At 71.7% G+C, this 18,888-nt stretch carries 23 protein-coding genes and 1 riboswitch; of the genes, 12 read left to right on the top strand and 11 right to left on the bottom strand.

The window, feature by feature from the left end:
* Window positions 1-4: 4 nt before the first annotated feature.
* A complete protein-coding gene (locus AQI95_RS15280; RefSeq protein ID WP_067122874.1) occupies window positions 5-835 on the bottom strand; it encodes an ABC transporter ATP-binding protein in 831 nt (276 codons plus the stop codon).
* 115 nt (window positions 836-950) lie between these two features.
* On the opposite strand from AQI95_RS15280, the gene AQI95_RS15275 reads away from it, so the two are divergent.
* Complete coding sequence (locus AQI95_RS15275) at window positions 951-1,190, top strand: toxin-antitoxin system, antitoxin component (RefSeq protein ID WP_067122872.1); 240 nt, start codon at window positions 951-953, stop codon at window positions 1,188-1,190.
* A gap of 4 nt (window positions 1,191-1,194) precedes the next feature.
* Window positions 1,195-1,569: a fic family toxin-antitoxin system, toxin component gene (locus AQI95_RS15270; RefSeq protein ID WP_067122869.1), complete on the top strand. Its 375-nt coding sequence runs from the start codon at window positions 1,195-1,197 to the stop codon at window positions 1,567-1,569.
* On the opposite strand, the gene AQI95_RS15265 is transcribed toward AQI95_RS15270, so the two are convergent.
* From AQI95_RS15265 to bioB, 4 genes are all read right to left on the bottom strand, one after another.
* On the bottom strand, window positions 1,570-2,262 hold the full coding sequence (locus AQI95_RS15265; protein ID WP_067122866.1) for a class I SAM-dependent methyltransferase: 693 nt from the start codon (window positions 2,260-2,262) through the stop codon (window positions 1,570-1,572).
* Window positions 2,263-2,427: 165 nt separating this feature from the next.
* Window positions 2,428-3,147 carry a dethiobiotin synthase gene (bioD, locus tag AQI95_RS15260; RefSeq protein WP_067122863.1) on the bottom strand — a complete coding sequence of 240 codons (720 nt, stop codon included), beginning with the start codon at window positions 3,145-3,147 and terminating at the stop codon, window positions 2,428-2,430.
* A gap of 1 nt (window position 3,148) precedes the next feature.
* Complete coding sequence (locus tag AQI95_RS15255; RefSeq protein WP_067122860.1) at window positions 3,149-4,438, bottom strand: adenosylmethionine--8-amino-7-oxononanoate transaminase; 1,290 nt, start codon at window positions 4,436-4,438, stop codon at window positions 3,149-3,151.
* Window positions 4,431-5,660 (bottom strand): biotin synthase BioB, encoded by a 1,230-nt coding sequence (gene bioB, locus AQI95_RS15250; protein WP_067122857.1) that lies wholly within the window; start codon window positions 5,658-5,660, stop codon window positions 4,431-4,433. The genes AQI95_RS15255 and bioB overlap by 8 nt, the downstream gene beginning before the upstream one ends.
* A 147-nt stretch (window positions 5,661-5,807) precedes the next feature.
* On the opposite strand from bioB, the gene AQI95_RS15245 reads away from it, so the two are divergent.
* A complete protein-coding gene (locus AQI95_RS15245) occupies window positions 5,808-6,935 on the top strand; it encodes an 8-amino-7-oxononanoate synthase (RefSeq protein ID WP_067122854.1) in 1,128 nt (375 codons plus the stop codon).
* A gap of 100 nt (window positions 6,936-7,035) precedes the next feature.
* Here the strand turns inward: AQI95_RS15245 and AQI95_RS44825 are convergent, their stop codons facing one another.
* Together AQI95_RS44825 and AQI95_RS15240 are read right to left on the bottom strand one after the other, a co-directional pair.
* Complete coding sequence (locus tag AQI95_RS44825; protein ID WP_079071263.1) at window positions 7,036-7,257, bottom strand: DUF397 domain-containing protein; 222 nt, start codon at window positions 7,255-7,257, stop codon at window positions 7,036-7,038.
* A 9-nt stretch (window positions 7,258-7,266) separates the two neighbouring features.
* Entirely contained in the window at window positions 7,267-8,127 is an 861-nt protein-coding gene (locus AQI95_RS15240; RefSeq protein WP_067122850.1) for a helix-turn-helix domain-containing protein, read from the bottom strand.
* A gap of 217 nt (window positions 8,128-8,344) precedes the next feature.
* Between AQI95_RS15240 and AQI95_RS15235 the strand changes: the two genes are divergently transcribed.
* Window positions 8,345-8,803 carry an ATP-binding protein gene (locus AQI95_RS15235; protein ID WP_067122848.1) on the top strand — a complete coding sequence of 153 codons (459 nt, stop codon included), beginning with the start codon at window positions 8,345-8,347 and terminating at the stop codon, window positions 8,801-8,803.
* Window positions 8,804-8,969: 166 nt separating this feature from the next.
* On the opposite strand, the gene AQI95_RS15230 is transcribed toward AQI95_RS15235, so the two are convergent.
* The 3 genes from AQI95_RS15230 to AQI95_RS15220 form a co-directional block, all read right to left on the bottom strand.
* Entirely contained in the window at window positions 8,970-9,443 is a 474-nt protein-coding gene (locus AQI95_RS15230; RefSeq protein WP_067122845.1) for a C40 family peptidase, read from the bottom strand.
* A 3-nt stretch (window positions 9,444-9,446) separates the two neighbouring features.
* A riboswitch (cyclic di-AMP (ydaO/yuaA leader) is annotated at window positions 9,447-9,600 on the bottom strand.
* 418 nt (window positions 9,601-10,018) lie between these two features.
* Window positions 10,019-10,324, bottom strand: coding sequence for a hypothetical protein (locus tag AQI95_RS15225; RefSeq protein WP_067122842.1), 306 nt, complete (start codon window positions 10,322-10,324; stop codon window positions 10,019-10,021).
* A gap of 7 nt (window positions 10,325-10,331) precedes the next feature.
* Window positions 10,332-10,967: an ATP-dependent Clp protease proteolytic subunit gene (locus AQI95_RS15220; RefSeq protein WP_067122839.1), complete on the bottom strand. Its 636-nt coding sequence runs from the start codon at window positions 10,965-10,967 to the stop codon at window positions 10,332-10,334.
* Window positions 10,968-11,054: 87 nt separating this feature from the next.
* Between AQI95_RS15220 and AQI95_RS15215 the strand changes: the two genes are divergently transcribed.
* The 8 genes from AQI95_RS15215 to AQI95_RS15180 all read left to right on the top strand — a co-directional run bounded on the left by AQI95_RS15215 (window position 11,055) and on the right by AQI95_RS15180 (window position 18,000).
* Entirely contained in the window at window positions 11,055-11,333 is a 279-nt protein-coding gene (locus AQI95_RS15215) for a type II toxin-antitoxin system Phd/YefM family antitoxin (RefSeq protein ID WP_067122836.1), read from the top strand.
* 228 nt (window positions 11,334-11,561) lie between these two features.
* The gene (locus tag AQI95_RS15210) at window positions 11,562-11,864 is read left to right on the top strand and encodes an urease subunit gamma (protein ID WP_067122832.1); all 303 of its coding nucleotides are present in this window, start codon (window positions 11,562-11,564) and stop codon (window positions 11,862-11,864) included.
* Between the two features lie 10 nt (window positions 11,865-11,874).
* A complete protein-coding gene (locus AQI95_RS15205; RefSeq protein ID WP_067122829.1) occupies window positions 11,875-12,186 on the top strand; it encodes an urease subunit beta in 312 nt (103 codons plus the stop codon).
* The gene (locus AQI95_RS15200) at window positions 12,179-13,900 is read left to right on the top strand and encodes an urease subunit alpha (RefSeq protein ID WP_067122826.1); all 1,722 of its coding nucleotides are present in this window, start codon (window positions 12,179-12,181) and stop codon (window positions 13,898-13,900) included. The genes AQI95_RS15205 and AQI95_RS15200 overlap by 8 nt, the downstream gene beginning before the upstream one ends.
* A gap of 10 nt (window positions 13,901-13,910) precedes the next feature.
* Entirely contained in the window at window positions 13,911-14,585 is a 675-nt protein-coding gene (locus AQI95_RS15195) for an urease accessory protein UreF (RefSeq protein WP_067122822.1), read from the top strand.
* Window positions 14,586-14,709: 124 nt separating this feature from the next.
* Window positions 14,710-15,387, top strand: a complete 678-nt coding sequence (ureG, locus tag AQI95_RS15190; RefSeq protein WP_067122819.1) for an urease accessory protein UreG — start codon at window positions 14,710-14,712, stop codon at window positions 15,385-15,387.
* On the top strand, window positions 15,375-16,145 hold the full coding sequence (locus tag AQI95_RS15185; RefSeq protein WP_067123179.1) for an urease accessory protein UreD: 771 nt from the start codon (window positions 15,375-15,377) through the stop codon (window positions 16,143-16,145). Before ureG ends, AQI95_RS15185 begins: the two co-directional genes overlap by 13 nt.
* 259 nt (window positions 16,146-16,404) lie before the next feature.
* On the top strand, window positions 16,405-18,000 hold the full coding sequence (locus AQI95_RS15180; RefSeq protein WP_244188747.1) for an alpha/beta hydrolase: 1,596 nt from the start codon (window positions 16,405-16,407) through the stop codon (window positions 17,998-18,000).
* A gap of 95 nt (window positions 18,001-18,095) precedes the next feature.
* Here the strand turns inward: AQI95_RS15180 and AQI95_RS15175 are convergent, their stop codons facing one another.
* Window positions 18,096-18,821: a lysophospholipid acyltransferase family protein gene (locus AQI95_RS15175; RefSeq protein ID WP_067122816.1), complete on the bottom strand. Its 726-nt coding sequence runs from the start codon at window positions 18,819-18,821 to the stop codon at window positions 18,096-18,098.
* Between the last annotated feature and the right edge of the window lie 67 nt (window positions 18,822-18,888).

Here is an 18,888-nt window from a genome sequence, read left to right as displayed (position 1 = left end):
GGTGTCAGTCCTCCACGGCGGTGTCGTCGACGCCGAGCCGGCCCCGCGCCACGTCGCGTCCGGGGGTCTGGCGGGCACTCCGGGTGAAGAGGTGCATGCGCTCCAGCACGTTCTCGGCCGTCGGCCGCTCCATCGCGTCCACGATCCGCCCGTCGGCCAGGAAGACCACGAGGTCGGAATGGGCGGCGGCGCCGGGGTCGTGGGTGACCATGACGACCGTCTGCCCGAGATCGTCCACGGCGCCGCGCAGGATGGCCAGCACCTCGAGCCCGGCCCGCGAGTCGAGGTTGCCGGTCGGCTCGTCGGCGAAGATCAGCTCCGGCCGGGAGGCCAGTGCCCGCGCGCACGCGACCCGCTGCTGCTGACCGCCGGAGAGCTGGGCGGGCCGGTGCTTGAGCCGGTCGCGCAGCCCGAGCGTGTCGATGACCTGCTCCAGCCACCGCTCGTCGGGCCTGCGGCCCGCGATGTCCATGGGCAGCGTGATGTTCTCGGCAGCCGTCAGCGTCGGGATGAGGTTGAACGACTGGAACATGAACCCGACCCGGTCGCGTCTGAGCCGGGTCAGTTCCCGTTCCCTCAGCCCGGTGATCTCGGTGTCGCCCAGCCACACCTGGCCGGCCGACACCGTGTCGAGCCCGGCCAGACAGTGCATCAGCGTGGACTTCCCGGACCCCGAGGGCCCCATCACGGCGGTGAAACGGCCGCGCGCGACGTCCACGTCCACCGAGTCCAGGGCCATGACGGCCGTCTCACCGGAGCCGTAGGCCTTGGTGAGCCCGCGGGCGCGGGCCGCGACGGCGCCGTACGGAGCGTGTTGCGCAGCAGTGGTGGACAAGACCGCCTCCCGGTCGCCTGAACCGCCCGTCCCGGGCGAGCGTAGGGGACACCCCGGCCCGGCGCAGCCATTCCGCGCCCTTGCCTTGCTAGCAGACCGGCGCTAGCGTCGAAGCATGGCGAAGACCCAGCTGAACGTACGCGTGGACGAAGGCACCGCCCGCGCGGCCCGTGAACGCGCCCTGGCTCGCGGCATCAGCGTCAACCGCTATATAGAAGAGCTGGTCAGACAGGACACCGGGGAGGCCGGCCGGACGTTCGTCGACGCCGCCGCCGACTTCATGAAGCAGTACGAGTCCGTGTTCGCCGAGGAGTTCACCGAGCCCCGCGGCACCCGCACCGGGGACGGCCGCTGATCCCTTGAACGAGCTCAGCATCGACCTCGCCTGGCTCCTGATGCTCGCCGAACAGAAGACACCCGGAGATCCCCAGGTCACCGACTGGGGTGCCCTGGTCGCCGCCGTCGCCCGGCACCGCGCCGAGATCTTCGGCGTGCCCGTCTACGACGACCCGTACGCCCGTGCCGCCGCCCTGCTCCAACTGCTGATCCACCTGCCGGCGCTGGAGCGGTCCAACGCGCTGTTCGCCTCGGCGGTCGCCTACGCCTACCTGGTCGCCAGCGGCGTGAAGGTGATCACCACAGCCGAGCAGGTGCGCGACCTCGCCCGGCTGGTGAAGCAGGGCGAGACCGACGTGGACGACATCGCGCGCGAGTTGCGCCGCTGGAGCCTGTGATCAGCGTGCGGCCGGCTCGTCCGGCCGCCAGGCGACCCCGAGCACGCAGTACGAGGTCGGAAGCCTGGGCCCCCTCTCCGGCAGCAGCACCGGCCGCTGGGGGCCGAGCGTGAACCCGGCCGCGCGCAGCGCGGCCACCGGCTGCCGGGCCAGATGACAGCCGCCGGCCAGCGCCGGCCAGAGCGTCCGGTCCAGCGTGTGCTGGGTCAGTGTCATCAAGCGGCCGCCGCCTCGGCCGTGCTCGAAGAACCGCAGCTGGCCGCCGGGCCTGAGCACGCGCCGCACCTCGCCCAGCGCCCGAGGCACGTCCCGCACACTGCACAGCACCAGGGACAGCACCGCCGCGTCGAACGCCTCGCTCTTGACCGGCAGCGCCTCCGCCGCGCCCGGCACGACGTCGACCGGCACCTGGGCGCGCCGCGCCGACTCCAGCGCCAACTGCCGCAGCAGCGGCTCCGGTTCGATCGCCACGACCTCCGCGACGGTCCCCGGATAGTGCGAGAAGTTCAGTCCGTTGCCCGCGCCGATCTCGATCACCCGCCCCGACAGCCCGGCGAGCAGCCGGTCACGCAGCCCGGCCACACCCAGCCGGGTCTCGGCCTGCCGGCTGTACCGCGCGTAGCACCGGGCGAAGAGGGGGTGGTGGACGGGGTCCCGCGCCACCTTCCGGGAACCGGAGGACAGCAGCCGCATGGCGAACCTCCCGGTACGTACGACCTGGAAACAGTCTCCCCCGCACGAGGCGCCCCCACCCTCCACCCGACTCGGTCGGCCGAAAGGCGGACGATCCGGGCAGCCGGAGCCCGCGGCTTCGGATCCGGTCCTGGCTTCAGAACGAGCCTGCTCCCCGAGCCCCTTCTACGCCGGAGTCTCCCGGAGCCGGAAGGTCTCCGCGTCCCAGGTTCCGTGCAGGGCGGGGGCCAGCCAGGCGGGGGATGCCGTACGGAAGGCGGGGGGCGGCAGGACGGCCGCCCCGGAGGGGATCGCGCCGAGGAGGGGGGCTCCCGTGACCTCGGGGAAGTCGGTGACGTTGCAGCGGGAGGCGAGGTCCGGGGCGTCGGGCCAGCTGCCGATCACCACACCGGCCAACTCCAGCTCCCGGCGCCGCAGTTCACGTGCCGTCAGCTCCGCGATGTTCAGCGTGCCGAGCCCGGCCGAGGCCACGACCAGCACCGGCGCGCCCAGCAGCTGCGCCGCGTCGGCGAGGGTGCCGCCGGCCGCGTCGAAGCGTACGAGCAGCCCGCCCGCCCCCTCGACCAGCACCAGATCGTGCTCGGCGGCCAGCTTCGCCGCCCGGTCGGCCACCTCGTGCGGACGGACCGGGGCCATGCCGGCCCGCCGGGCCGCCGTACCGGGCGCCAACGGCTCCGGATAGCGGGCGAGTTCGGCGGTCGTGACCGCACCCGCGAGCCGTACGACCTCGTCGGCGTCCCCGCGCTCGTGCGGTCCGACCCCCGTCTGGGCGGCCTTCAGCACGGCCACCGAGCGCCCCGCCGCGAGCGCGGCGGCGGCGACGGCGGCCGTGGTGACGGTCTTGCCGACCTCCGTGCCCGTCCCCGTGATCATCAGTACCGGCATGTCATCCCTCCCGCGCCGCGGCGCACACCGCGCGCGCGATCCGTGCCACGTCCTCGTCCGAGGTGATGTACGGCGGCATCGTGTAGACCAGATCGCGGAACGGGCGCAGCCAGACACCCTCCCGTACGGCCGCCGCGGTGGCCGCGGCCATGTCCACCTCGTGGTCGAGCTGGACGACGCCGATCGCCCCGAGGACGCGGACGTCCCGCACACCGGGCAGCTCACGGGCCGGCGCCAGCCCTTCCCCCAGGCCCGCCTCGATCCGCTTGACCTCCGCCCGCCAGTCCTGCCCGAGGAGCAGGTCCAGGGAGGCGCCTGCCACGGCGGCCGCCAGCGGGTTGCCCATGAACGTGGGCCCGTGCGCGAGCACCGGCACCTCGCCCCGGGAGATGCCGTCGGCGATCCGCGCGGTGCACAGCGTGGCCGCCAGCGTCAGATAGCCGCCGGTCAGTGCCTTGCCCACACACATCACATCCGGGCTGACGCCCGCGTGCTCCGCCGCGAACAGCGCGCCGGTGCGGCCGAAGCCGGTGGCGATCTCGTCGAACACCAGCAGCACGTCGTGCGCGTCGCACGCCTCGCGCAGCACCCGCAGATACGCGGGGGAGTGGAAGCGCATCCCGCCCGCGCCCTGCACGACCGGCTCCACGATCACGGCAGCCAGCTCGTGCGCGTGGCGCCCGATCAGCTCACGCAGATGCTCCGCGTACGACTCCTCGTACTCCGGGGGCGGCGCGTCGGCGAACACCTGTTGCGGCAGCACGCCGGACCACAGCCCGTGCATCCCGCCGTCCGGGTCGCACACCGACATCGGATTCCAGGTGTCGCCGTGGTAGCCGCCCCGCCAGGTGAGCAGGCGCCGCTTCTCGCTGCGGCCGAGCGAGCGCCAGTACTGCAGGCACATCTTCACCGCGACCTCGACCGACACCGAACCGGAGTCGGCGAGGAAGACGTGCTCCAGGCCTTCGGGTGACATGTCGACAAGACGCTTCGCGAGCCGTACGGCGGGCTCGTGCGTGAGCCCGCCGAACATCACATGGCTCATCCGCCCGAGCTGCTCGTGCGCCGCCTCGTTGAGGACCGGGTGGTTGTAGCCGTGGATCGCCGACCACCACGAGGACATGCCGTCCACCAACTCGCCCGAGCCGTCGGCCAGTTTCAGCCGGACCCCGCTCGCCGACTCCACGACGAGCGGTCGGGCGCGTCCGGGCATCGGGCCGTAGGGGTGCCACACGTGCCGACGGTCCAGTTCCAGCAGTTCGGGCACGCTCGGGCCGGGCAGGTCAGGCATTGGGCGCGAGGTCCGTTCCGGCGCCACGGCGGCGGACGGCGACGAGGTCGGTGCGCGCCTCCTGCGCGGGCGAGGCGGCCGGAGCGGCCTGCGCGGCCGACGTGCCGCACGTGTCCGCCGTGCCGCACACCTGCGCGCCCTCGTGCGCACCGCAACCCTCGTGCGAGCCACAGCCCTCGTGCGTACCGCAGACGGACCCGCGGCCGCCCGCGGCCCGGACCCGGTGCTCCGGCAGCGTCACCTCGCCGGCGCCCTCCACCTCGAACCCGGCGTCGGCGACCATCTCCAGGTCGGCCTTGCCCGCCTGGCCCTCACTGGTCAGGTAGTCGCCGAGGAAGATCGAGTTGGCGAGGTGCAGTGCGAGCGGCTGCATCGTGCGCAGATGGACCTCACGGCCGCCCGCGATGCGGACCTCCGCGTCCGGGCAGACGAACCGGACCATCGCGAGGATCCGCAGGCAGCGCTGCGGGGTGAGGTTCCACTCCTTGGCCAGCGGGGTGCCCTCGAACGGAATGAGGAAGTTCACCGGCACCGAGTCCGGGTCCAGCTCGCGCAGCGAGAAGACCACGTCGACCAGGTCCTCGTCGCTCTCGCCCATGCCCGCGATCAGGCCCGAGCAGGCGGACAGGCCGGCCGCGTGCGCCTTGTTCACCGTGTCCACCCGATCGGCGTACGTGTGGGTGGTGGTGATGTCCCCGTACGTGGACTCCGAGGTGTTGAGGTTGTGGTTGTAGGCGTCGGCGCCCGCCTCGCGCAGCCGCTCGGCCTGGCCGTCGGAGAGCAGGCCGAGACAGGCGCACACCTCGACGTGCTCGTTCTGCTCCTTGATCGTCTTGATGGTCTCGGAGACCCGCTCCACGTCCCGGTCCGTCGGACCGCGTCCGCTGGCCACCAGACAGACCCGCTTGGCGCCGCCCGCGAGACCGGCGGCGGCCGCGTCGGAGGCCTCGTCGGGCTTGAGCCAGGTGTACTTCAGGATGCCGGCCTTCGAGCCGAGCCGCTGGGAACAGTACGAGCAGTCCTCCGGGCACAGGCCCGACTTGAGGTTGACCAGATAGTTGAGTTTCACCCGTCGCCCGAACCAGTGACGGCGCACCTTTCCGGCCGCGGCCACCACATCGAGCACGTCGTCGTCGGAGGTGGCCAGCACCGCGAGCGCTTCCTCGCGGGTCGGCAGCTCACACCGAAGCCCCTTGTCCACCAGCGTCTTCAGGAGGTCCATGAGCCCTGATCCTGTCCTACGGGACCGTCCGGGGCCAAGGAGAGTTTGCACAACGGAGACGGTTCACCGTGTGGGTATTGCCACACCCTGGGTGGCTGATCCTGCCGCTAGGGTCTGTCCGCTACCTACAAAAGCCCCGGAGGACCCATGGCGTTCGGCTGGATCGACGAGCAGGCCGAGGCGCGCCGCCGCGCCGGACTCGTCCGCACTCTGCGCCCCCGCCCCGCCGGCTCGGCCCTGCTGGACATGGCGAGCAACGACTACCTGGGCCTCGCCCACCACCCCGAGGTCACCGAGGGGGCCGCCCGGGCCGCCCGGCTCTGGGGCGCCGGCGCCACCGGATCCCGGCTGGTCACCGGCACCACCGAGCTGCACACCGAGCTGGAGCGCGAACTGGCCGACTTCTGCGGTTTCGAGGCCGCGCTGGTCTTCTCCTCCGGGTACGCGGCCAATCTGGCCGCGGTCACCGCGCTCGCTCCGCACGGCTCACTGATCGTCTCCGACGCCGGCAACCACGCCTCCCTCATCGACGGCTGCCGGCTCGCCCGGGGCGACAAGCAGGTCGTCGGGCACGCCGACCCGCAGGCGGTCCGCAAGGCCCTGGCCACCCACCAGGGTCCGGCGATCGTCGTCTCCGACACCGTGTTCTCGGTCGACGGCGACCGGGCACCGCTGGCCGCGCTGGCCGAGGCGTGCCGGGAGCACGGCGCGGGGCTGGTCGTCGACGACGCGCACGGGCTCGGGGTGCTGGGCGACGGCGGCCGGGGCACGCCGCAGGCGGCCGGGCTCGCCGGTGCCGCGGACGTGGTGGTCACGGCGACCCTGTCCAAGTCGCTGGGCAGTCAGGGCGGAGTGGTGCTCGGCCCGACGCGGGTGATCGACCATCTGGTCAACGCGGCCCGGACCTTCATCTTCGACACGGGCCTGGCCCCGGCGGCGGCCGGCGCCGCGCTCGCGGCACTGCGGCTGCTCGCGCGCGAACCGGAGCGCGCGGCGCGCGCCCGTGCGGTGGCCACGGAGCTGCACGCACGGCTGACCGCCGCGGGTCTGGAGGCGGTGCGTCCGGACGCCGCGGTGGTCTCCGTACGGGCTCCGTCCCCGGAACAGGCGGTGCGCTGGGCGGCCGACTGCCGTACCGCGGGGCTGGCCGTGGGCTGCTTCCGTCCTCCTTCCGTGCCCGACGGCATCTCACGGCTGCGACTGACCGCCCGGGCGGACCTGTCCGGGGCGGAGATCGAACGCGCTGTACGGGTGATCGGCGAAACGCGACCATGAGTCGGCGTGACACGGCCGTGCTCCGCGCACACGTGATGCTGACTGATCGGTTCTGATCGGCGGGCGTTCCGACGGGAGCGCCTTCCGGTCGGCGCGCGGTTCAGAGTGCGGTGAGGAACCGCCCCCAGCTCGGGGCGGAGAAGAGCACCGCGGGTCCGGCGGGGTTCTTGGAGTCGCGCACGGCGAGCAGTCCGACCCAGGGGCCGGAGAGCGGCCGGGCCGTCTCCACGCAGTTGTTGGCTCCCGTGCTGAAGCTGCTGCGCAGCCAGTGCACGTCTGGCAGATCGGTACTGGCAGGGACGTTCCGAGGCAGTGCTGACATGGTGCCTCCTTACGCGCCGTCACCTATCCCGGCGATGTATTCCAGCGAGTCCTCGGGTGAAAGGGCGTGCATCCGAAGGGTGTCGAAGGCCTCCGAGTAGGCCATGAGGTCTTCTTTCCGCTCCAGATAGAGGCTACTCGTCAACTGGTCGAGAACAACCACGTCCAGATCAGAAGTGCTCGGAAATGAGAAGATAACGAAAGGTCCAGTGAGGCCGATATGCGCCCCGGCGCCGAACGGCAGTACCTGGAGCCGGACTTGGGGAAGCCGGGCCGCCTCCGTCAGCCGCTCCAGCTGGCGGGCCATCACCTCCGCGCCGCCCACCTCGCGCCGCAGCACCGCCTCGTCCAGCACTGCGCTCAGCCTCAGCGGCCGTCGGGTGCGGAGCACGTCCTGCCGGGCCAGCCGCACCTCGACCAGGGTGTCCAGGCTGTCGTCGTCCAGGTCCTTGACGGCCGCCCGGGTCACCGCGCGCGCGTACTCGGGTGTCTGCAGCAGGCCGGGCACGACGGTGGTCTCCAGGGTGCGCATCGCGCTCGCCTGCGACTCCAGGCTGATGAAATCCCGGTAGGTGGGCGGCAGTACCCCGCGGTAGGCGTGCCACCAGCGATTGCGTTCGCCCATGTCCTCGGAGCCCGCGAGCATCAGCAGCAACTCGCGCAGCTGTGCGTCCCGCACCCCGTAGACGTCCAGCAGTAACCGTACGTCACCCGGTTTCACGCCGCTGGCGCCCGTCTCGATACGGCTCACCTTCGACTGGTGCCAGCCCACCAGCCGGGCCGCCTCACCGCTCGTGAGCCCAGCACCGGTACGCAGCGTGCGCAGTTCGGCGCCCAGTTTGCGGCGTCGCACTGCCGGCCCGTTCTGCATGGGCTCCTCCTTACTCCTTCCGGGCCGCCCAAATACGGTCTCGCGTCGTAGAGTTCACCGCTTCGGGCGACAGATATATGCATATCTTGGTGGATCGCTCCCCGTGACCGGCCCGGTGATGGCAGGCTGACGAGCGAGCAAGCACCAGTCCGGGACCGTACTCGAACCATCCGCTCCGTGTCGGACTGCGGGCCCCTGGGAAAGGGACGACGTCGCCATGGCAGACCATCTGGAAGCATCCGTCACTCTGCCGAGCGATCCCGCCTCGGTCTCCGCCGCCCGCTCGTATGTCGTGGGCACGCTCGCGGAGTGGGGCCTCCCGTCGGACACCGACGCGGCCGACACCGTGCGGCTCATCGTCTCCGAACTCGCCACGAACGCCGTACAGCACACCTTCGGGCAGTCACCCACCTTCACGGTCGACATCGCGCTGGACCGTGACGAACATCTGCGCATCGGCGTCACGGACAGTCATCCGCGCTTTCCGAAGAGACTGCCCGCCGCCGTCCAGCAGGACAATGGCCGCGGCATGGTCATCATTCGCTGGCTGACCGCCGAGTGCGGCGGCAAACTCCGCGTCCGCCCCACCCGCGAGGGCGGCAAGACGGTCTCCATCGAACTCCCTTGGGCGGTCCCGGCCCAGCCGGTCCCTGTGGCGGGCCCCCAGCAGCCGTAGCCCAGCAGCGCCCGGAAGGCGTCCGCGGCCGGGCTCGTCCCGTCCCGCGCCACCTGCGCGGCAGGCCACCCCGGAGCCGCCCGTGGGCTCCAGGCGGGCACCGAGGCGGCGCCGACGGCGCTCGGAGCGGCCCCGCTGCCGGAGCCGCTCCTGATCTGACGACGGGTCAGTTGACCCGGCCGTACCAGACGCTCCTGGTCCAGATCTTCTGGAGCCTCACCACGTCCCCGGTCCTCGGCGCGTGCCAGATCTTGCCGTGGCCGGCGTAGATGCCGACGTGGTAGACGCTGGAACCCGAGTGGAAGAACACCAGGTCACCGGCCTGACGGCTGCCGGCGGAGATGTGGTGCGTCTTGTTGTACTGCTGGGCTGCGGTGCGCGGCAGGCTCTTGCCCGCCTTCTTGAACGAGTAGAGCGTCAGCCCCGAGCAGTCGAACCTGCGCGGCCCGGTGGCCCCGTACTGGTACGGGGACCCCTTCTTGGAGGCCGCGACCTGCAGTGCTTTTGTCGCGAGCGCCGCGGCCGAGGCATCGCCCGAGAGGCCTGGGACCGCGATCGAGCCGCCGACGGCGGCGAGGGTGAGGGCCGAGGCCGTACCGGCCCTGGCCATGAGCGACGGGACACGATTGAGCGCAGTCATGCGCAACCCTTCGTCAGCCGCCTGTGAAGGATGACCTGTCGGATTCGGGCTGGCGAAGTTGCCCGGCCGCGTTGCCGCGGCTTCACCCCAAGGATCGCTCGAAGCCTCCGACCGTCTGCGACATACAGACGAACGTCCGCTGCGGCGACCCGTCTTGCTCGGGTCCTCCACTCCTGCCGATCCACTTCTGTCGACCGGTCATCCAGGCGGCGGCAGGACTCGGCGTCCGCCCGGACCGCCCCGCCGCGGTGGCGGGGGCCTCTCGTCAGACAGGGATCTTCACCCACAGCTGTCTGAAAATCCCAACGGAATCGGGGATTTGTGGTGTTACTCACCACTCACCCGTTCGGGTGGACAGCGGTCTGTTCGAGGCATCGTCATATCCCGGTCGTAGCCCCCGACCTGGGGCGGAGCGTTTCGTTCCGCGCCGGAGATCCACACGGTGCGCAAGTCGGGAGGTCGGGAAAACGGCCTGGATGTACGTCCTTCGGCGGTACGCCGTTCGGGGCGTTTCGCGCCCGGGTCGAACGGATCGTGTCGACATTCGGGGCCGTCGGGCTGGTCGGGTGTCCGGATCAGTCGACCCCGTAGGGCGGGAGCGTGACGCGCGCGGTCCGACGCTCACCGTCCAGGACCCGCAAGGCCCGTGCCAGCGTGTCTCCGTGCAGCTCCGTCTCGCCCCGCTGGTGCATCAACGCGAGGGCGTCACGCAGTTCTGCCGCCTTGCGCACCAGAGCCTGCGCCGCGCGCAGCCCACGATAGGTGTCCCCGCCGTGCGCGGGATTGACCCGGCCCAGCAGATCGCTCGCCTCCAGGTAACGGTCGATCAGATCGCCCTCGGCGCACGTCAGTGCGGGCAGCGGCGGCAGGTCCGGCAGCATCCGCGGCTCACCTCGCGCCCGATGCGCCGGGCGTGCTCCGCCGGCTGGGCACGACACCGTCCACCAGGCCGTAGGCCACCGCCGCGGGGGCGTCCAGGATCAAGTCCCGTTCCAGGTCACGGTGTACCTGCGCCGCGGTGCGCCCGGTGTGCCGCATGAGCATCTCCTCGGTCAGTGCCCGGACCCGTGCCAACTCCTCGGCCTGGATGAGCAGGTCGCTGGGCTGGCCCCGCACCGGCTCGGGAAGCCGGGGCTGAGTGATCGTGATGCGTGCGCCGGGCAGGGTGAACCGCTTGCCCGGTGCGCCGGCCGCGACCAGCAGCGCGGCGTGGGACGCGGCCTGGCCCAGGCAGTAGGTCGCCACGTCGCAACTGACGTAGCGCATCGTGTCGTAGACGGCCGTCAGCGCGCTGAACGAGCCGCCCGGGGAGTTCACGTACAGCGTGATGTCCCGCTCCGGGGCCGCGTGTTCGAGGTACATGAACTGTGCCATCACGTCGTTCGCGGCCGCTTCGTCGAGCGCGGTCCCGAGGAAGACGATCCGGTCCTCGAAGAGCTTGCCGTAGGGGTCGAGGGTGCGCACGCCGCCGCCGGTGCGCTCGGTGAACTCGGGCAGGACATGACGGGCGAAAGCTCGGGACATGGGCACACCCCTTCTCGTCGCACGGCCTCCGGTGGGCTCGGCGTCTGTAAAAAATGTACAGGACGTACGTGCCGTTAAGATGGGGACATGGCCTACGAGATTCCGGTGACCCAAGCCAGGGCTGAGCTCGCCGACCTGATCAACCGGGTGGTGTACGGCGGAGAGCGCGTCGTCGTGACACGGCATGGAAAACCACTGGTCGCGCTGGTCTCGGCGGCTGATCTGGAGCGGTTGGACGCGCTGGCCGAGCCGACCGGGGAGCAGATCGTCAGCTCGGTCTCGGGTGTTCGCGAGGCCGGTTCCGCCCCGCGCGAACAGCAGCGGTTCGGGATCGCCGCCGAGCATCACGGTCCCGGCGCGCCCTGACCCGGTCGGGTATCGCCCTTCCCATAACGCGGTCATCGCCGGATCAAGGGCTGGTTTAACGTCGTTGAAACTCCGGCGAACTAGTCTGCCGACCCACGCCATCAGGGGTTTTTCCACCCGGATTGAGGACAATCCAGGGATTTGTCTGTGTGTTACACCTATCCCCGTCGTGATGGCAGCGGCAATCCGGACCCCGCACGGTCCGGAGCAAGGACTGTGAGGTGGGACGTGCAACTGACCCCGCACGAGCAAGAGAGGCTGCTCATCCACGTGGCGGCCGACGTCGCCGAGAAGCGGCGGGCCCGTGGACTGAGGCTCAACCACCCGGAAGCGGTCGCCCTCATCACGTCGCACATCCTCGAAGGAGCCCGTGACGGCCGTACGGTCGCCGAGCTGATGTCCTCCGGTCGCAAGATTCTCAGCCGGGAGGACGTCATGGACGGGGTCTCGGAGATGATCCACGACGTCCAGGTGGAGGCCACCTTCCCGGACGGCACCAAGCTCGTCACCGTCCACGAACCGATCATCTGAGGGGGCCGCGATGATTCCCGGAGAGATCCTGTTCGCCGACGACCCCGTCAGCTTCAACGACGGCCGCGAGGTCATCCGTCTGACCGTCCTGAACGCCGCCGACCGGCCGGTCCAGATCGGCTCCCACTACCACTTCGCCGAAGCCAACCCCGGCCTGGAGTTCGACCGCGCCGCCGCCCGCGGCAAGCGGCTGAACGTCGCCGCCGGCACCGCCGTCCGCTTCGAGCCCGGCATCCCCGTCGACGTCGCACTGGTGCCCCTCGCCGGCGCCCGGATCGTGCCCGGGCTGCGTGGCGAGACCGGAGGTGCCCTCGATGCCTGAGATCTCCCGCGGCGCCTACGCCGACCTGTTCGGGCCCACCACCGGCGACCGCATCCGGCTCGCCGACACGGATCTGCTCATCGAGATCGAGGAGGACCGCTCCGGCGGTCCCGGCGCCTCCGGCGACGAGGCGGTCTTCGGCGGCGGCAAGGTCATCCGCGAGTCCATGGGCCAGTCCCGTGCCACCCGGGCCGACGGCACCCCCGACACCGTGATCACCGGTGCCGTCGTCGTCGACCACTGGGGTGTCGTCAAGGCCGACATCGGCATCCGTGACGGCCGGATCACCGCCCTCGGCAAGGCCGGCAACCCCGACACCATGGACGGTGTCCACCCCGACCTGGTCATCGGCCCCGAGACCGAGATCATCGCGGGCAACGGGCGGATCCTCACCGCCGGCGCCATCGACGCGCATGTCCACTTCATCTGCCCGCAAATCGCCGACGAGGCGCTGGCCTCCGGCATCACCACCCTGGTCGGCGGCGGCACCGGCCCCGCCGAGGGCTCCAAGGCGACCACCGTCACGCCCGGCCCCTGGCATCTGGCCCGGATGTTCGAGGCGATGGAGGCCTACCCGGTCAACGTCGGCTTCCTCGGCAAGGGCAACACCGTCTCCCACGAGGCGATGCTGTCCCAGATCCGGGGCGGCGCCGCCGGCCTGAAGCTGCACGAGGACTGGGGCTCCACCCCGGCCGTCATCGACGCCGCGCTCACCGTCGCCGACCGCACCGGCATCCAGGTCGCCATCCACACGGACACCCTGAACGAGGCCGGCTTCGTCGGGGACACCCTCGCCGCGATCGCGGGCCGGGGCATCCACTCGTACCACACCGAAGGCGCCGGCGGCGGGCACGCGCCGGACATCATGACCGTGGTCGCGCAGCCCAACGTGCTGCCCAGTTCCACCAACCCGACCCGGCCGTTCACCGTCAACACCGCCGAGGAACACCTCGACATGCTGATGGTGTGCCACCACCTCAACCCGACGGTCCCGGAGGACCTGGCGTTCGCCGAGTCCCGGATCCGGCCCTCCACCATCGGTGCGGAGGACATCCTCCACGACCTCGGCGCGATCTCGATCATCTCCTCCGACTCCCAGGCCATGGGCCGGGTCGGCGAGGTGATCCTGCGCACCTGGCAGACGGCGCACGTCATGAAGCGCAGGCGCGGGGCGCTGCCCGGTGACGGACGCGCGGACAACCGTCGCGTACGTCGCTATGTCGCCAAGTACACCATCAACCCGGCGCTCGCCCAGGGCCTCTTCGCCGAGATCGGCTCCGTCGAGACCGGCAAGCTCGCGGACCTGGTGCTGTGGGAGCCCGCGTTCTTCGGCGTCAAGCCGCTCCTCGTGCTCAAGGGCGGGCAGATCGCATACGCGCAGATGGGCGACGCCAACGCCTCCATCCCCACCCCGCAGCCGATCCTGCCCCGCCCGATGTACGGCGCGATCGGCCGCGCCCCGGCCGCCAACTCGGTCAACTTCGTGGCCGGGGCGGCGATCGAGGACGGGCTGCCGGAGCGGCTGCGGCTCGGCAAGCGGTTCGTGGCGATCGAGTCCACGCGTGCCGTCACCAAGGCCGACATGCGCGAGAACGACGCCCGGCCCGATGTCCGCATCGACCCCGACAGCTTCGCCGTGCACATCGACGGCGAGCTGGTCGAGGCGGCACCGGCCGTCGAACTGCCCATGGCCCAGCGCTACTTCCTCTTCTGACGGAGTCGCGATGTCACGGGCAGCACTACTCGTCCTGGCCGACGGCCGCTTCCCCGCCGGAGGGCACGCGCACTCCGGTGGGGCGGAGGCCGCCGTCAAGGCGGGGCGCATCACCTCCGCGGCGAGCCTGGAGGACTTCTGCCGGGGCCGGCTGCACACCGCGGGGCTGGTCGCGGGCGCCCTGGCGGCCGCCGCCGTACTCGGCGTGGATCCGGGCGAGCTGGACGCGGCGGCGGACGCCCGCACGCCGTCCCCCGCGCTCAGGGCCGCGGCGCGCCGGCTCGGGCGGCAGTTGCTGCGGGCCGCGCGGGCGAGCTGGCCCTCACCCGAACTGGACGCGCTGGCCCGGCAGTTCCCCAAGGGCGCCCATCAGCCGGTCGTGCTCGGCACGGCCGCGCGGGCGGCCGGACTCGCCCCGCAGGACGCGGCCTACTGCGCGCTCTACGAGAGCGTGAGCGGCCCGGCCACGGCCACGGTCAGGCTGCTGAGCCTGGACCCGTTCGACGCGACGGGGGTGATGGCCCGGCTCGCGCCGGAGCTGGACCGCGTCGCCGATCTGGCGGTGGAGGCGGCGAGGAGAGCCGTGACGCAGGGTCCGGACGCACTGCCCGCCGCCTCGGCACCGCTGCTGGAGGTGGCGGCGCAGTGGCACGCCGACTGGCCCGTCCGCCTCTTCGCCTCCTGACGTTCCCACCCCGCCCGTCCCACCCCGCCCGTCCCCCTCGCGGGCCGAGCGGTGGCCGCCCCACCGCCCCACCGCACGGTCCACGGACCGGCACCACCAGGCCCACGAAACAACGGAGCCGCACATGCACCTCGACCACGTCCACACCGGCCCGGCCGCCGTGAGCGCGGACGCGCACCGCCCCGACGGAGCCCGCCGCGCCCTGCGCATCGGCCTCGGCGGACCCGTCGGGTCCGGGAAGACCGCGACCGTCGCCGCGCTCTGCCGGGCCCTGCGCGACGAGCTGTCCCTCGCCGTCGTCACCAACGACATCTACACCCGTGAGGACGCCGAGTTCCTGCTCCGGGAGGCCGTGCTGCCACCCGAGCGGATCACCGCCGTGGAGACGGGCGCCTGTCCGCACACCGCGATCCGCGACGACATCTCCGCCAACCTCGAAGCCGTGGAGGACCTGGAGGACGCGGTCGGCCCGCTGGATCTGATCCTCGTCGAGTCCGGCGGCGACAACCTCACCGCGACCTTCTCCAAGGGCCTCGTGGACGCGCAGATCTTCGTGATCGACGTGGCCGGCGGCGACGACATCCCGCGCAAGGGCGGACCCGGCGTCACCACGGCCGACCTGCTCGTCGTCAACAAGACCGACCTCGCGCCGTACGTCGGCTCCGACCTCACCCGGATGGCCGCCGACGCCAAGGCCCAGCGGGCCGAACTCCCCGTGGTCTTCCAGTCGTTGCGCACACGGAGCGGTGTCGCCGACGTGGCCGCGTGGACGCGGGGGCGGCTCGCCGCGTGGACGTCGTGACCGCGCTGACCGGGGTGCGGGCGAACGCGCGGATCGTCGCCCGCGCGGACGGCCGGGGCGGCACGGTGCTGCCCGTGCTCGACTCCGACGGCCCGCTGGCCCTGCGCCGCACCCGGGCCGTCGGCGCCGAGGCGAAGGTGATGCTGGTCGGCGCGATGAGCGGCCCGCTCGGCGGCGACCGCTTCTCGCTCACGGCGAGCGCGGCACAGGGCGCCCGACTGCACGTCGGTTCGGCCGCCGCCACGCTCGCCCTGCCGGGCCAGGCCGCAGGCGAGGCCCGCTACGACGTACGGCTCGATGTGGCCGACGGCGCCGAACTGCACTGGCTGCCCGAGCAGTTGATCTCGGCCCGGGGCAGCGACCTGCACGTCACCACGCGGGCCGAACTCGCCACCGGTGCCCGGCTCGTGCTGCGCGAGGAGCAGGTGCTCGGGCGGGCCGGAGAGGAACCCGGGCGGCTCACCAGCCGGCTGACGGTGCGGGTCGCGGGCCGGACGCTGCTCGACCAGGAGTTGGCCTCCGGCCCCGGCGCGCCGGGCGGCTGGGACGGACCCGCGGTGCTCGCCGGACACCGGTCGGTCGGTCAACTCCTCGTGGTGCGACCCGAGTTCGCGCGACATCCCATGGAGGCGCGAGTGCTCGGGGAGTGCGCCGCACTCATACCGCTGGCCGGCCCGGCGGTCCTGGTCAGCGCCGTCGCCCCGGATGCCCTGCGCCTGCGCAGGCTCCTGGACGAGGTGCTCGCCGAGTTCGGCTGAGCGGGCGCGGCGGGCGGCGCCGCGGAGGGGGCGGGGGGACCGCGCGCCACGCCACGGCGTGGCCGCAGACGGCCGACGGCATCGCGCGACACTCCCTCTCCTGGCCCAACGCCGCGGAGCGCCCCGCTCAACGGGACATGATCATCCGGTTATCGGATTGGTAAAGATGGGTGGCTACCCCTGTTCTCAGGTGGTTCACAGCCGAGAGGATCCCCGCCTGACCACTCGCAGCGATCCTGATGTAGGGGGAGGGGCCCACTTGAGGGACAACAGACCGAAGAGCCGCCTGCTGGCGCTCGGTTCGGCCGGAGCACTCGTCACCGCCACTCTCGTCGCCGGCGCCGTCACGGCGCCCGCGGCCAGCGCCGCCGGGCGGCCCGGCCAGGACCGGGAGGCCAAGGGCGCCGCGGTCGCCGCCGCCCGCGCCGCCAAGGCCGGCATCGACTGGCAGGACTGCCCGGCCGACTGGGGGCTGGCCAAGCCCATCCAGTGCGGTTGGGTCAGCGTGCCCGTCGACTACGCGCACCCGTACGGCAAGCAGATCAAGCTCGCCGTCGACCGTATCGGCAACACGGGCACCCCGCAGGAGCGGCAGGGCTCGCTCGTCTACAACCCGGGCGGCCCCGGCGGTTCCGGGCTGCGCTTCCCGACCCGGGTCACCAACAAGAACCCCGTCTGGGCGAACGTCGCCAAGGCCTACGACTTCGTGGGCTTCGACCCGCGCGGCGTCGGCCACTCCGCCCCGATCTCCTGCATCGACCCGCAGGAGTTCGTCAAGGCGCCCAAGATGGACCCGGTGCCGGACACCGAGGCGGACAAGCGCGCACAGCGCAAGCTGGCCCGCGAGTACGCCGAGGGCTGCGCCGAGCGCAGCGGCGCGATGCTGCCGTTCATGACCACGCCGAACACCGCCCGCGACCTGGACGTCATCCGTGCGGCCCTGGGCGAGAAGAAGCTCAACTACCTCGGCGTCTCCTACGGCACCTACCTGGGCGCCGTCTACGGCACCCTGTTCCCGGGCCATCTGCGCCGCATGATCGTGGACAGCGTGGTCGACCCGGCCCGCGAGAACATCTGGTACGAGGCCAACCTCAACCAGGACATCGCCTTCGAGGGCCGCTGGAAGGACTGGGAGGACTGGGTCGCCGCGAACGACGCCGCCTTCCACCTCGGCACCACCCGCGCCGCCGTCCAGGCCAAGTGGCTCCAGCTGCGCGCCACCGCCAAGAAGAACCCCCTCGGCGGGGTCGTCGGCCCGGCCGAGCTGATCTCCTTCTTCCAGAACGCGCCGTACTACGACTCCTCGTGGGTGCCGGTCGCCACGGCGTTCAGCAAGTACGTCGCCGGCGACACCAAGGCGCTCGTCGACGCGGCCGCCCCCGACATGTCGGACACCGCGGGCAACATCACCGCGGAGAACGGCAACGCCGTCTACACGGCCGTCGAGTGCACCGACGCCAAGTGGCCGACCAGCTGGAAGAAGTGGGACCGGGACAACACCCGGCTCAACAAGGACTACCCGTTCATGACCTGGGCCAACGCCTGGATGAACCTGCCCTGCGCCACCTGGCCGGCCAAGCAGCGGACCCCGGTCGAGGTGACGACCCACAAGGGTCTGCCGCAGGTGCTGATCGTGCAGTCCACCCGGGACGCCGCCACGCCGTACGAGGGCGCCGTCGACCTGCACAAGCGTTTCCAGGGTTCCCGTCTGATCACCGAGAAGGACGCGGGATCCCACGGTGTGACCGGCCTGGTCAACCCCTGCATCAACCAGCGCGTCGACTCCTACCTGATCGACGGCAAGCTGGACGGTGCGGACGTGACCTGCGGGCCCCACGCCACGCCCAAGCCGTAACCGGGCCCGTACGGTGACGAGGGGCGGCCGGACTCTCCGGCCGCCCCTCGCTCAGCGCCTCGGGGACACCGGCCCTCGGCGGCCGTCCCGCGCGGTCAGCTGAGCGGCGCGCGCGGGAACCTGCGCTCCTTCGCGCCCTTCGCCGCGGCCTGCCGCTCCTTGGCGACGGCCGCGTACTCGTCGACGTACTCCTGCTCGGACAGCGTCAGGATCGCGTACATGATCTCGTCCGTGATGGCCCGCAGGATCGCCTTCTCCTCCTCCATGCCCGCGTAGCGGGAGAAGTCCAGGGGCTTGCCGAACCGGATGGTGACGGGGTGGAGGTTCGGGACGACCTTCCCGGGCGGCTGGGCCTCGAACGTGCCGATCATCGCGCACGGCACGACCGGCACCCCGGCCTTCAGCGCCATCACGGCGACGCCGACCTTGCCCTTGTAGAGCCTGCCGTCGTGCGAACGGGTGCCCTCCGGATAGATGCCGAGCAGCTCGTTTCGGCCCAGCACCTTCAGCCCCTCGCGGATCGCGGCCTGCCCCGCCTCCTTGCCCGAGCGGTCCACCGGGATCTGCCCGGCACTGCGGAAGAAGAACGCGGTGAGCCGGCCCTTGAGCCCCGGGCCGGTGAAGTACTCGGCCTTCGCGAGGAAGGTGATCCGGCGCCTGAGCATGGCAGGCATCAGGAAGTGGTCGGAGAACGACAGATGGTTGCCGGCGACGATGGCGGGGCCGGAGGCCGGCACGTTCTCCAGGCCCTCGATGCGAGGCCGGAAGACCAGTCTCAACAAGGGGCCCAGCAACACGTACTTGAGCAGGTAATAGAACACGGCTCGCCCCTCACGTCGTCCAGGCCACGCCGGCGTGTGCCTGTCGTCATCTGTAACCGCAACCGGC

The organism is Streptomyces yokosukanensis (assembly GCF_001514035.1).
Taxonomy (GTDB): Bacteria; Actinomycetota; Actinomycetes; order Streptomycetales; family Streptomycetaceae; genus Streptomyces; species Streptomyces yokosukanensis.
This window is presented reverse-complemented; position numbering and strand designations above follow the sequence as displayed.